This window comes from Paracerasibacillus soli, from assembly GCF_042432965.1.
Classification (GTDB): Bacteria; Bacillota; Bacilli; order Bacillales; family Amphibacillaceae; genus Paracerasibacillus; species Paracerasibacillus soli.
This window is the reverse complement of record NZ_JBHLWL010000016.1, coordinates 25134-38302: the sequence shown is the minus strand read 5'-3', so window position 1 is coordinate 38302 and position 13169 is coordinate 25134. Positions and strand designations below refer to the sequence as shown.

Here is a 13169-nt window from a genome sequence, read left to right as displayed (position 1 = left end):
ATAATGGTGCAATGCCGCATATATATAATTAGGCTTGTGAGGTGTAGAGATGAAACGAAATGATCAACTAGCGAAAGGTGAATTGGTAACTCGAAAATCATATAAGCATGACGTTTTATTCCGTATAGCCAGCTTAAGCTCTAATCAGGCCACTTTACATGGAGAGGAAATCCGCCTCATTGCAGACTCAACCATTTCCGATTTGCAACGAGTGAATCAACGTGATTTACAGGAGATGAAAAAAAAGGGAAAAGAACGGGAAGACTTTTCATATCGTTTATTTCGTCAAGACTATTTACTTATGAAGGAAAAGAGAGATTATGAATCAAGTGATGGCTATCAGCATATCGAAGGGTTTCAATTACCAGCTCGTGTGCTACACCTTGACGGTGATCAAATGTATTTAAAAAAGTGTATTGAGTTATATAAACGTGTTGGTTTACAAGTACATGGTGTACATCTTCATGAAAAGGATATGCCGCTACAAATAGAATCATTAATTAAAAAGATTCAACCAAATATTATCGTAATTACAGGTCACGATTCTTATTCAAAAAATAAAGGGGATAAATCCGACCTACGTGCCTATCGACATTCAAAGTATTTTACTGAAGCGGTAAGGGAGGCAAGAAAGGTCGTTCCGCATTTAGACCAATTATTCATTTTTGCAGGTGCATGTCAGTCACATTTTGAATCATTAATACGAGCAGGTGCAAATTTCGCCAGTTCCCCTTCGCGAATTAATATACATGCACTTGATCCAGTCTTTATTTCCGCAAAAATTGCCTACACCCCTTTTATGGATAAGGTAAATGTATGGGATGTCTTAAGAAATACATTAACTGGAGAAAAGGGCCTTGGTGGTGTGGAAACAAGAGGAATGTTACGGACAGGAATGCCTTACTTGAAAGAAGAATAAATGGTATCAAAAAGTCAGCTGCTTAGCTGGCTTTTTAAATGTATAGGTGTTATATCTGTATCTTCATCTTTTTGCCATCATTTTTAACACGCGCTATAGGTTGCAAATGCCAGAAAAGAAAAACTTTACATGATTCATACATAATTTGTTAACAAATTGCCATAATAGGAAAGAATATAGCGTGAAGTAGTTGACAACAAAAAACATAACTTGTTATAATATAATATTTTATTTGACTTTAAAACAAGCTTATGTTATATTATATATAGTGAGGTGGAGTGTAGTGGCAAAGACATTACTCGAAATAAAGCGTGGTCTAGAAGGTCAAATTGGCAGACGTTTACGCCTAAGAGCGAACGGGGGCAGAAGAAAGACAATTGAACGAAATGGGATATTAACAGAGACATATCCAGCGGTATTCATTGTCGAGCTTGATCAGGACGAAAATGCATTCGAACGTGTTTCTTATAGCTATGCAGACGTGTTAACCGAAACGGTTGAACTAAACTTCCTCGATGAGCGAAACAAAGCTATTGCAGAGTAGTAAATATATATTTATTACGGTTATCAATTTATGAAGGACTAGTGTAAAGCGCTGGTCTTTTATTTTTTTCCTTTTTTACCTTTGTACATATATTGTAAATTGTTGTATGATTCTATTAATGGGAGGGAGAATGATGACATTGTTAAAGGACAAGTCAATTTCAGAGCTGTGGGATATAATTGATCAAAAGTTACGAGTAAATAAAATACCGTATGAAAATGTACAGGCTATATTTCAATTTGAAATAACGGATCAAGTGCAAGGTTGCTATCAAGTTATTTTTGAAAATGGAACAGCGACTGTAATACACGGTAATGAGAAGGAGCCAGATTGTACATTATTGATGAAGGAAGCATTTTTTAAAAAGTTTTTAACTGGCAATGTAAATAGTGCAACTGCGTTTATGACAGGTAAATTAAAGGTAAAAGGAAATATTGGTACAGCATTAAAGTTAGAAAGTATATTAAAACAATATTCTTTTGAATCCTAAGTTAGCCAAATTTCCATGAACTTAACAAGAGTATTTATTTGCAACTCGCATAAACTAAATGTGTCGTAAAGGGTTTTTAATTCTTTCATTACGAAAGGGGTTGTTCTTTCATGGCAAGACGTGGAGGAATCATGTCAGACCAATTGAAAGAAGAAATTGCTAAGGAATTAGGATTTTACGACACGGTTCAAAAAGAAGGCTGGGGCGGAATAAGGGCAAAAGACGCCGGAAATATGGTAAAGCGAGCAATAGAAATAGCGCAAGAAAGTATGCAACAAGGCAGATCATAATGGTCTGCCTTTTTTCATACAGCGGAAGTGGTGATTGGCATAATGATTGTGATTGTTGGTGTTTCGTTGTATAAGAGGCCAATCAAATGGAAGTTGCCCAAATAATACGTAAACTCCCAAAATATGATGTATTTTACTTGTACGGTGGGTAGCATATTTCTATAATATGGAAAGCGTAGCCTACCATATCGGATTATGATACAATTTAAATACTTGAAATTGGGACAAAAAGTAGGTGACGTAGTGGCTATATATGAAAAGGCACCGGCGAAAATAAACTTGACATTAGATATTTTAAACAAGCGGACCGATGGTTATCATGAAGTAGAAATGATTATGACAACAATCGATCTATACGATCGTGTAGAACTGTCAACTTTAAAAGAGGATTGTATTAAGGTAACGCTTTGGAGTCGATTTGTTCCAAATGATGAACGGAATTTAGCGTACAAAGCCGCACAAGCATTTAAGGAAAAATATGCAATTAGCAGTGGTGTACACATTAAAATAGATAAGAGCATACCCGTTAGCGCGGGCTTAGGTGGCGGAAGTACGGATGCAGCTGCGGTTTTACGAGGATTAAACAAACTTTGGGATGTACAAGCATCTATTGAGGAACTCGCGCATTTAGGCGCAACCATAAGTTCGGATGTTCCCTTTTGTGTGTATGGTGGGACAGCCCTTGCAAAAGGGCGTGGAGAGATAATTGAAAAACTGCCTAGCCCTCCTTCCTGTTGGGTAGTTCTAGCGAAGCCAGATATTGGCGTCTCTTCAAAGTCTATTTTTCAACAGGTTCATGTAGACAAAATGCAACATCCTAGAACAGACGTAATGATTACATCTCTTCATCATAATGATTTTTTCATGATGTGTGAGTCTATCGGAAATTCATTAGAAGCTGTAACGATTAATCAACATCCAGAAGTATTACAAATAAAAAATAGGATGAAACAGGCTGGAGCGACCGGTGTTTTAATGAGTGGAAGTGGTCCAACTGTGTATGGGCTTGTTCAACAAGAAAGAAAGGCACAAAAGATTTATAATGCGATGCGGGGTTTTTGTAAAGATGTGTTTTTAGTTAGGATACTCGGTTAGAGACTTCCAAAATGCGTATATAAATGATATATTTAAAATTAATGTTCGGATTGAGGTGAAAATATGAATAGAAATGAGCGGTTAATTGGCTTAATAAGCTATTTCTTAATGAATCCACGAAAACATCAGACACTTAATTTCTTCTCTGAGAAATTTCATGCCGGAAAGACATCTATTAGTGAAGACTTAGATATTTTAAATGAATTATTTAAAAAAGAAAAGGTTGGTTTTTTAGAGCGTGTGAAAGGTCGTGCGGGTGGCGTAAAATTCATTCCGAAACTTACGCTAGAACAAAGTGAACAATTTATTGGTGAATTATGTGAACAACTGCACGATTCAAGCCGTGTTTTACCTGGCGGATATTTGTATATGTCTGATTTACTCGGTAGACCAGAGTTTGTACAAGAAGTAGGGGAATTATTAGCGGCAGTCTTTGAGAGTAGAGAAATTGATGCAGTGATGACCGTGGAAACGAAAGGAATCCCGCTAGCTTACGCTGTTGCAGCTAGTTTGAAAGTCCCAGTCATCATCGTACGTCGGGATCCTAAAGTTACAGAGGGCCCATCTGTAAGTATTAATTACGTATCAGGTTCTTCTCGGAAAATCCAAACGATGGTTTTGCCGAAAAGAAGTTTACAAGAAGGTATGAATGTTTGTATTATTGATGACTTCATGAAGGCAGGTGGTACCATTAATGGGATGGTAAACTTGCTGGAGGAATTTGATGCAAAAGCTGTTGCAATAGGTGTATTGGCAGAAGCGGATGATGAGGAAGAAGAGCGCGTTATCCATGATTATGTATCACTTATCAAAATATCAGGTATTGATATGCATCATAAAAAGATTGATGTTCAACCTGGAAATGTATTTCAATATCTAAAAAAATAGACTAAAAGTTCTCTTTAAAAGAGATTGTTTCAAAAGATATCGTTAAAATGAGCTATTTGTATTTTTATTGTAATAGAACTTACCGCTCGAATGCGTCAGTCTTGGGCGCTAGGAATGTGTGAGGAACTGTTGCAAATAAGGCCATTTTCATTCCTTTTGGACAATTTTTAAAGGAGGGCTTTTTATTTTTTTAAAAAATTTGTATAAATAATGTAACTTTTTTTAAAATTAAGCAGGATTTATGATTTTTATGTTGAATATGTTACATAAGTTCTATTTTAAAAAGGTGGTGAAACAGCATGGAAGTAACTGATGTAAGGCTACGCCGTGTAAACACGGAAGGAAGAATGCGAGCAATTGCATCTATCACGTTGGATCAAGAATTTGTTGTCCATGATATTCGTGTTATTGATGGAAACAACGGATTGTTTGTAGCGATGCCATCAAAACGAACTCCAGATGGAGAATTTAGAGATATTGCACACCCGATTAATTCTAATACACGTGCAAAAATTCAAAATGCCGTATTAGAGGAATATCGCCGTGCAGGTGAAGAAGAGGTAGAGTACGAAGAAGCAGGTGTATCCTAAATAATGAATAAGATGGAAACCTAATCAATGGTGACTGTTGGTTAGGTTTCTGCTTTTGTAAACGTATTCACCTTTTGATGTTCTGTTACCTCCCTATACATCATATATACCCACTATATGTAGCAATTAACCTCTAATTGTTGAATTTGCTTCTTGTATAAGATATATTCATAATGGTAAGAAAAGCGGAAGTACCTGATTAGCGATAAATGACTTTACTGGTAAGGGATCGTTAATCAGTGTATGAATGGTCAGTGGTAGTAAAGTAATGACGCTAGTCTCTATGCACAGAAATGGAGGATTCCTTATGACAAAACGATATGCTGTCGTCCTCGCTGCGGGACAAGGAACCAGAATGAAGTCTAAATTACTTAAAGTTTTACACCCGGTTATGGGACGTCCAATGGTACAACATGTACTTGATCAAATTAAACCAGTAGTGAACAGTGAAATTGTAATGGTTACTGGTCATGGGGCTAACCAAGTTCAAAGTGAGATCGGTGATCAATGTAGTTTCGTTATTCAAGAGGAGCAGTTAGGAACCGGGCATGCTGTAATCCAAGCAGAAGCGATACTTAAAAATAAAGAAGGTACAACAGTTGTTGTATGTGGGGATACGCCACTTATAAGGCAAGAAACGTATGCAAAACTAATCGAGCATCATGAAAAAATCGGAGCAAAAGCAACCATTCTTACTGCGCATGCGCCAGATCCTACTGGTTATGGTCGAATTATTCGTAATGCGCAAGGCGAAGTAGAACGAATTGTGGAGCATAAAGATGCAACGGATGACGAAAAAAAAGTAACGGAAATAAATACAGGAACATTTTGTTTTGATAATAAACTTTTATTTGCAGCACTTAAAGGGATTTCAAATGAAAATGCACAAGGTGAGTATTACTTAACCGATGTGATAGAAATACTAAAAAAGCAAAGTGAAACTGTTACTGCATATGTAACGCCAGATTTTGATGAAACATTAGGTGTAAATGATCGCGTAATGTTAGCAAATGCTGGAGCCATATTAAGAAGGCGTATTAATGAGGCACATATGCGAAATGGTGTCACAATCATTGACCCACAAAATACGTATATTGAATCAGGGGTTATCATTGAACAAGATGTTGTTATTCAACCAGGTTCCATCATAAAGGGAAACACAATTATAAAGTCAGAGGCTGAGATTGGCCCAAATAGTGAAATTATAAATTGCACAATTGGAGAATCTACAGTTGTGTCTCATAGTGTAGCAAAAGATAGTTATATTGGTGCTCGCGTTCACATCGGCCCATTTGCACATATTCGACCAGAAGCATCGATTAAAGATGAAGCTAAAATTGGTAACTTTGTTGAAGTGAAAAAGTCAACAATTGGTGAAAAAAGTAAAGTTTCTCATTTAAGTTACATTGGCGATGCGCATGTGGGAAGCAATGTAAATGTCGGATGTGGTACAATAACAGTGAACTATGATGGAAAAAATAAGTATTTAACAACGATTGAAGACGATGCGTTCATCGGATGTAATGCTAATTTAATCGCTCCGGTTACGATTGGAGAAGGTTCCATTGTTGCTGCAGGATCTACAATTACAAAGAATGTCCCAGGCGATGCACTGTCTATTGCTCGCGCGAGACAGACGAATAAAGAAGGATATGCAGCAAGACTAAATAAACATAAAAAAGACTAAACTATTGGAGGGTTTTTTTAATGGCGTCCACCTACGAAGACAAGTCCTTGAAGGTATTCTCGTTAAATTCAAACAATGAGTTAGCGGAAGACATTGCAAGCCATATTGGAACAAAACTTGGAAAGTGTACTGTTTCAAGATTTAGTGATGGGGAAATACAAATTAATATCGAAGAAAGTATAAGAGGATGCGAAGTGTATGTTGTTCAGTCAACGTGTTCTCCGGTAAATGAACATTTGATGGAACTACTTATCATGATTGATGCATTAAAGCGTGCATCCGCACGATCGATTAATATTGTCATTCCTTATTATGGATATGCTAGGCAAGATCGTAAAGCTCGTTCAAGAGAACCAATTACTGCAAAGCTAATTGCAAATCTTTTAGAAACAGCAGGAGCAAGCCGTGTTATTACGCTAGACTTGCACGCACCACAAATTCAAGGATTCTTTGATGTTCCAATTGATCATTTACAAGGTGTCCCAATTTTATCAGATTACTTCGAAAAAATGAATCTCGATGACATCGTTGTTGTTTCTCCTGACCATGGAGGCGTAACACGGGCTAGAAAGATGGCTGAACGTCTTCGTGCTCCGATTGGCATCATAGATAAGAGAAGGCCTAAACCAAATGTGGCCGAAGTAATGAATATTATTGGAAATGTAGAAGGAAAGACGGCTATACTAATCGATGATATCATCGACACAGCAGGTACAATTACGATTGCCGCAAATGCATTAGTTGAAAAGGGCGCAAAAGAAGTATATGCTTGCTGTACGCATCCGGTATTGTCTGGGCCAGCAATTGAAAGAATAGAAAACTCCCAAATTAAGGAGTTAGTTGTGACAAATACAATTCCGCTATCTGATGAAAAACGAATCGACAAGATTACAGAGTTATCTGTAGCTTCATTAATTGGTGAAGCAATTATTCGCGTACATGAGATGAAGTCTGTCAGTATTCTATTTGATTAAAAGGAAGATAACAACGTAGAAGATATTACTATCAATCAAAGTGTGACAGTAATTCATTATCGTAAAACTTTTTATACAAATATTGGGTTTAAAATAATGGAGGATGATTACATGGCGACAACTTTAAAAGCAATGAATAGAGAAAACCTTGCTAAATCAGTTACAAAACAATTAAGAACGGAAGGAAACGTTCCGGGTGTTCTTTACGGTAAAGGGAAGGAATCAAAGTCAATTGCTGTAAATGGTATTGAATTAGTTAAATTAATTCGTGATGAAGGGCGTAACACAATTATTTCCCTTGATACAGGCGGGAAAGAAAAACATAGTGTAATGCTGCATGACTATCAAATGGATGCCATTAGAGGTGAGTTAACGCACGTTGACTTCTACGTTGTTGACTTGACAGAGGAAATGAATGTTGAAGTGGCACTTCGCTTAGAAGGTGAGCCTGCAGGTGCAAAAGAAGGCGGTATTTTACAACAACCAGTTTATGAGTTGGAAGTACGTGCAAAACCAAATCATATTCCTGATGAGATTACGATAAATGTATCAGACTTAAATATTGGGGATGTGTTGGCAGTAGCTGATATACCGGCTTCTGATAAGTATGAGATCTTATCAGATCCAGAATTTACAATTGCAACTGTTTTACCACCAGAGAGTGATAAAGAGCCGGAAGAAGTAGACTTTGATGCGGAGCCAGAAGTAATTGGCGAAAATAAAGATGATGAATAAAATAAACATATTGTAAGCACAGCCCTCCTTGTATGCAGTATCATCTTTACAAGGAGGGATTATTACATTTGTCTTCGTATTGGCGGATATGCATAATGAAGGATATTAAAAAAAGGAAGAAGCAAAATGAAATGTATCGTTGGACTTGGTAACCCAGGTCGTAAATATAAAAAAACACGTCATAATATTGGATTTTTAGTAATTGACGAATTAGCAAACCGACATAAATTGAAATTAAATAAGGAAAAGTATAATGGATTATATGTAGTGGAGCAATTAAATGGGGAAAAGGTTTTATTGCTACAACCACAGACGTTTATGAATTTATCTGGAGAGTCGATTCGCCCATTTATGGATTTTTATAAAATATCGCCATCTGAAGTACTAGTTATCTATGATGATTTAGATTTACCAACGGGTAAAATCCGTCTACGCCAAAAGGGTGGACACGGTGGTCATAATGGGATTAAATCAACAATTCTCCACCTTGGGACGAAGGAATTCAATCGATTACGAATTGGAATAGGAAGGCCAGATACGCCTATACCTGTTGTTGATTATGTATTAGGTAAATTTCATAAGAACGAGGCAGATGCGGTCACACAAGGTATCATACAAGCAGCAGATGCTTGTGAAATGTGGTTACAGAAGCCGTTTCTTGAAGTGATGAATGAATTTAATCGTGGATGAAAGCATAAGATGTAAGAATGAAGTAATGTCTCTTTGGAGATAGTATAAAACGGCTTGAATCGGATAAACTAAACGATATGTAAGTTTATTCGAGGAGGTCTTGAGATGTCTATTGTTTATAAATGTAGACACTGCAACTATGTTATTGGCGAACTAAAGCAATCTGTTATAGAAACTTCCCAACTTGGGTGGGATAAGTTATCAAGTGAAGAACGTGACGAAATGATTGAATATAAAACAAATGGAAGTATCCAAATGAATATAATTTGTGATAACTGTCAAGATGCATTAGACAACAACCCAACTTACCATGAACTAGAAAATTTTATTCAATAGCGTAGCACTTAAAAAGCTTTGGTTTTTTGAACCAAGGCATTTTTGCGCTTTTTCTATGGGATTGGGTAGAGATAAAACTTTTACGAAGTGTAGTTTGTCTATCTTGCCTAACTGTTGCATATCTGTCTATAAATTTCCTAATGGGGGATGTTCATGAAAGGAATTATTCAATATTTACAAACGAAAGAAGATATACAAACTGTTTTAGATGGTGTAAAAAATGGATTGAAAGAACAATTGATTGCCGGTTTAACTGGTTCAGCACGAAGTCTATTTGTATCGATTGTTCAGCAATCTTTAAGTCAACCCGTATTGTTAGTAACATATCAACTTGTGCAAGCGCAACAGTTGTATGATGATTTGACTGCGTTAATTGGACATGACCAAGTGCATCTTTATCCTGTCAATGAACTCGTCGCATCCGAAGTTTCTATCGCTAGTCCTGAGTTAAGAAATGAGCGTATTGAATCCCTAACAGCGTGGACACAACGTAAATCCGGTGTTTTAATTGCACCAGTAGCTGCAGTGAAGCGAATTTTACCACCTCCAAAGTATTGGACGGCTTATCAACTACATTTTGCAGTCGGTGAGGAAGTAGAAATTGAAACAAGCCTGCAAAATTTAGTGAATATGGGATATACAAATCAGTCAATGGTCATGAATCCTGGTGAATTTAGCCGAAGAGGTGGCATTATTGATATCTTCCCGGTTACAGAAGAAAAGCCGTTACGAATTGAGTTATTTGATGTTGAAATAGACTCTATTCGTTATTTTGACCCTGATACACAGCGTTCGCTCCATACGAAGGAAGAAATTGTTATTGGACCTGCAGTAGAATTGCTAGTTACAGATGAGGATTTATTAGCTGGTGCTGCACGTTTAGAAGATGCTTTAGCACAAACATTAAAATATATGAAAACTTCTGAAGAAAAAGAAACGATTACAGAAATAATCAAGCATGACATAGATCGGATGAAAGAGTTAGAACATTTTTCAGAGCTAGCGAAATATGCAAATTACTTGTATGAGGAACCTGCTAGTCTATTAGATTACTTACCTGAAAATGGCTTGATAGTAATGGATGAAATGAGTCGAATTCAGGAAACTGCAACAAACCTCGATCGGGAAGAAGCGGAATGGCATAGTTCCATGCTTGAATCAAATAAAGTGGTAAGAGACCATAAATTTTCATTTGACTGGTTGACAGTATGGAATCAAGCAACACAAACCCGTTTATATATGTCATTATTTTTACGCCATATACCAAATACAAATCCACAAAACATCATTAATCTGTCAGCACGAACAACACAAGAGTTTCACGGCCAAATGCATCTATTTAAAAATGAATTGTCACGGTGGGAAAAGGGAAATTACTCTATTGTTGTTTTAGCGCCAAACGAACAGCGAGCGCATAAGATACAAACTATTTTATCTGACTATGATATGGAAGCAGATGTTGTCTCAAAAATAGAGTTACCAATCGAAAAGCCAATGATAACCGTTGGGAACTTAGCAAATGGTATAGAATTACCAATGCATCGATTAGTCCTCCTAACAGAAGGTGAATTATTTAAAAAGCGTGTGAGAAGGACCCAAAAGAAGCAAAAAGTATCTAATGCGGAGCGAATTCAAAGTTACCAGGAATTAAAAGTTGGTGATTATGTTGTCCATGCAAATCACGGGATAGGTAGATATTATGGCATTGAAACATTGGCGGTAAAAGATAAACATAAAGATTATATGCTTATAAAATATGCTGGGGATGATAAGTTATTTGTCCCGATAGATCAAATCGACCTTGTGCAAAAGTTTGTTGGATCAGAGGGTAAGCAACCACGTTTATATAAATTAGGTGGTTCGGAGTGGTCGAAAGTAAAACGAAAGGTACAATCTTCAGTTGAGGATATAGCCGATGATTTAATAAAATTGTATGCAGAGCGTGAGGCACAAAAAGGATATGCATTTAGCAAAGATACAGAATTACAACGTGAATTTGATGCATCCTTTCCATATCAAGAAACGGAAGATCAATTACGCTGTATAACAGAAATCAAGCAAGATATGGAACGTACGCGTCCAATGGATCGTTTATTGTGTGGAGATGTTGGCTATGGAAAAACAGAAGTTGCAATTCGGGGAGCATTTAAAGCAGTTGCAGATGGTAAGCAAGTAGCTGTACTTGTTCCAACAACGATACTAGCACAACAACATTATGAAACATTTCGTGAGCGATTCCAAGAGTATCCGATAACAATTGGACTGTTAAGTCGCTTTCGGACAAGAAAACAACAACAGGAGACAATTGATGGCCTTAAAAAAGGGACAGTTGATATCGTCATAGGGACACATCGGATATTATCTAAAGATGTTGTTTATCGTGATTTAGGTTTACTCATTGTAGACGAGGAACAGCGTTTTGGAGTTAAACATAAGGAAAAGATAAAACAGATGAAATCAAATATTGACGTACTTACTTTAACCGCTACGCCAATTCCAAGAACACTCCATATGTCTATGCTAGGTGTAAGGGATTTATCAGTTATTGAAACCCCACCAGAAAACCGCTTTCCAATTCAGACGTATGTAGTAGAATATAACCCTGTTCTTGTACGGGAAGCAATTGAAAGAGAAATGGCTCGTGGAGGCCAAGTATTCTTCTTATATAATCGGGTTGAAAATATTGAAAAGATGGCACGTGATATCGGTATGCTTGTCCCAGATGCAAAGGTAGCTGTTGCTCATGGGCAAATGAATGAGGCAGAATTAGAAAATATTATGTTAGGCTTTTTAGAAGGCGAATTTGATGTATTAGTAAGTACAACAATTATTGAAACTGGTGTAGATATACCAAATGTCAATACGCTCATCGTATATAATGCAGATCATATGGGACTAAGTCAGCTTTATCAATTGCGTGGTCGTGTAGGTCGTTCCAATCGTATTGCATATGCCTATTTTACGTATCAAAAGGATAAGGTACTCACAGAGGTAGCTGAAAAACGTCTGCAAGCGATTAAGGAATTTACTGAATTAGGTTCAGGATTTAAAATTGCGATGCGTGATTTATCTATTCGTGGTGCTGGGAATTTACTTGGGGCACAACAACATGGATTTATCGACTCGGTTGGTTTTGACATGTATTCACAAATGTTAAAAGAAGCAATTGAGGCAAGAAAACAAGGAAAAGAAATAGAGGATATAGCACCATTTGAACCGGAAATTTCATTGAAAGTTGACGCTTATATTCCTGATGCCTATATTCATGATGAAAAGCAAAAAATAGAAATGTATAAAGAAATAAGAGCAATTTCATCTTCTGATGACTTGTCTGAATTACAAGATGAGCTAATTGATAGATTCGGTACATTTCCAGATGAAGTAGAGAACCTGTTAACAGTGGCAACCCTTCGGTATATAGCTGAAAAGGAACGTGTATCGTCTATATTAGAACAAGGCAATAAAATTGAACTGTTGCTTACGGAAGAACGAAGCCAAAAAGTTGATGGAGCAAAGTTATTCGAATTGGCAAATAACTATGGTCGAAGTATTCAATTGGGCACAGAGGGTAACCAACTTAAAATTGCTTATCATGCTACACGGGAGGCAACGCATAAACGTTATCAAACCGTCATGGCATTTATGAAAAAACTAGAAACTGTAAATCGGGATTGACGTAAATCAACGTAAATTTCTAGTTTCATGTATAGTTCCTGTGAAGATGATTCATAATAAAAAAACACGACATGGGAGATTTTCCCTAACAAAGTGGTTCAAATAGAAAAAGTGATGTCGTGTATAAAGCCGTGTCCCTTTTTTAAATGATGTTCTGGAGCCAAACATGCAGACAAAACATCCCCTTACCTGATGAATAATCAATATTGGTGAGGGGTAGGACGTCCCAAATAACCAACTAAAAAAGGAAAATCAT

13 protein-coding genes are annotated in these 13169 nt (G+C 36.8%); all 13 read left to right on the top strand.

What is annotated here, in order from left to right:
• Positions 1-49 precede the first annotated feature (49 nt).
• Positions 50-919: a sporulation peptidase YabG gene (gene yabG / locus ACFFIS_RS04565; protein WP_320380853.1), complete on the top strand. Its 870-nt coding sequence runs from the start codon at positions 50-52 to the stop codon at positions 917-919.
• A gap of 283 nt (positions 920-1202) precedes the next feature.
• Positions 1203-1463 carry a biofilm formation stimulator Veg gene (veg, locus tag ACFFIS_RS04560; protein WP_320380854.1) on the top strand — a complete coding sequence of 87 codons (261 nt, stop codon included), beginning with the start codon at positions 1203-1205 and terminating at the stop codon, positions 1461-1463.
• Between the two features lie 133 nt (positions 1464-1596).
• Positions 1597-1953 (top strand): SCP2 sterol-binding domain-containing protein, encoded by a 357-nt coding sequence (locus tag ACFFIS_RS04555; protein WP_390186337.1) that lies wholly within the window; start codon positions 1597-1599, stop codon positions 1951-1953.
• A gap of 110 nt (positions 1954-2063) precedes the next feature.
• Positions 2064-2243: a small, acid-soluble spore protein, alpha/beta type gene (locus ACFFIS_RS04550; RefSeq protein ID WP_320380858.1), complete on the top strand. Its 180-nt coding sequence runs from the start codon at positions 2064-2066 to the stop codon at positions 2241-2243.
• Between the two features lie 243 nt (positions 2244-2486).
• Positions 2487-3338, top strand: coding sequence for a 4-(cytidine 5'-diphospho)-2-C-methyl-D-erythritol kinase (ispE, locus tag ACFFIS_RS04545; RefSeq protein WP_390186335.1), 852 nt, complete (start codon positions 2487-2489; stop codon positions 3336-3338).
• A gap of 63 nt (positions 3339-3401) precedes the next feature.
• On the top strand, positions 3402-4226 hold the full coding sequence (purR, locus tag ACFFIS_RS04540; protein ID WP_390186334.1) for a pur operon repressor: 825 nt from the start codon (positions 3402-3404) through the stop codon (positions 4224-4226).
• Between the two features lie 299 nt (positions 4227-4525).
• On the top strand, positions 4526-4816 hold the full coding sequence (gene spoVG / locus ACFFIS_RS04535; protein ID WP_320380861.1) for a septation regulator SpoVG: 291 nt from the start codon (positions 4526-4528) through the stop codon (positions 4814-4816).
• Positions 4817-5123: 307 nt separating this feature from the next.
• Positions 5124-6503 carry a bifunctional UDP-N-acetylglucosamine diphosphorylase/glucosamine-1-phosphate N-acetyltransferase GlmU gene (gene glmU, locus ACFFIS_RS04530; protein ID WP_320380862.1) on the top strand — a complete coding sequence of 460 codons (1380 nt, stop codon included), beginning with the start codon at positions 5124-5126 and terminating at the stop codon, positions 6501-6503.
• Between the two features lie 20 nt (positions 6504-6523).
• Positions 6524-7477: a ribose-phosphate diphosphokinase gene (locus tag ACFFIS_RS04525; RefSeq protein ID WP_390186332.1), complete on the top strand. Its 954-nt coding sequence runs from the start codon at positions 6524-6526 to the stop codon at positions 7475-7477.
• Positions 7478-7588: 111 nt separating this feature from the next.
• The gene (locus tag ACFFIS_RS04520) at positions 7589-8212 is read left to right on the top strand and encodes a 50S ribosomal protein L25/general stress protein Ctc (RefSeq protein ID WP_390186331.1); all 624 of its coding nucleotides are present in this window, start codon (positions 7589-7591) and stop codon (positions 8210-8212) included.
• A 126-nt stretch (positions 8213-8338) separates the two neighbouring features.
• Positions 8339-8902, top strand: coding sequence for an aminoacyl-tRNA hydrolase (pth, locus tag ACFFIS_RS04515; RefSeq protein ID WP_320380864.1), 564 nt, complete (start codon positions 8339-8341; stop codon positions 8900-8902).
• 105 nt (positions 8903-9007) lie between these two features.
• Positions 9008-9238, top strand: a complete 231-nt coding sequence (fin, locus tag ACFFIS_RS04510) for an anti-sigma-F factor Fin (RefSeq protein WP_320380865.1) — start codon at positions 9008-9010, stop codon at positions 9236-9238.
• Positions 9239-9391: 153 nt separating this feature from the next.
• Entirely contained in the window at positions 9392-12913 is a 3522-nt protein-coding gene (mfd, locus tag ACFFIS_RS04505) for a transcription-repair coupling factor (RefSeq protein WP_390186330.1), read from the top strand.
• Positions 12914-13169 lie beyond the last annotated feature (256 nt).

Bases quoted from the DNA above. Each gene is read 5' to 3' on its own strand.
- yabG (WP_320380853.1), top strand. From the start codon at position 50: ATGAAACGAAATGATCAACTAGCGAAAGGTGAATTGGTAACTCGAAAA.
- purR (WP_390186334.1), top strand. From the start codon at position 3,402: ATGAATAGAAATGAGCGGTTAATTGGCTTAATAAGCTATTTCTTAATG.
- ACFFIS_RS04520 (WP_390186331.1), top strand. From the start codon at position 7,589: ATGGCGACAACTTTAAAAGCAATGAATAGAGAAAACCTTGCTAAATCA.
- ACFFIS_RS04550 (WP_320380858.1), top strand. From the start codon at position 2,064: ATGGCAAGACGTGGAGGAATCATGTCAGACCAATTGAAAGAAGAAATT.
- glmU (WP_320380862.1), top strand. From the start codon at position 5,124: ATGACAAAACGATATGCTGTCGTCCTCGCTGCGGGACAAGGAACCAGA.
- fin (WP_320380865.1), top strand. From the start codon at position 9,008: ATGTCTATTGTTTATAAATGTAGACACTGCAACTATGTTATTGGCGAA.
- spoVG (WP_320380861.1), top strand. From the start codon at position 4,526: ATGGAAGTAACTGATGTAAGGCTACGCCGTGTAAACACGGAAGGAAGA.
- ACFFIS_RS04525 (WP_390186332.1), top strand. From the start codon at position 6,524: ATGGCGTCCACCTACGAAGACAAGTCCTTGAAGGTATTCTCGTTAAAT.
- ACFFIS_RS04555 (WP_390186337.1), top strand. From the start codon at position 1,597: ATGACATTGTTAAAGGACAAGTCAATTTCAGAGCTGTGGGATATAATT.
- mfd (WP_390186330.1), top strand. From the start codon at position 9,392: ATGAAAGGAATTATTCAATATTTACAAACGAAAGAAGATATACAAACT.
- pth (WP_320380864.1), top strand. From the start codon at position 8,339: ATGAAATGTATCGTTGGACTTGGTAACCCAGGTCGTAAATATAAAAAA.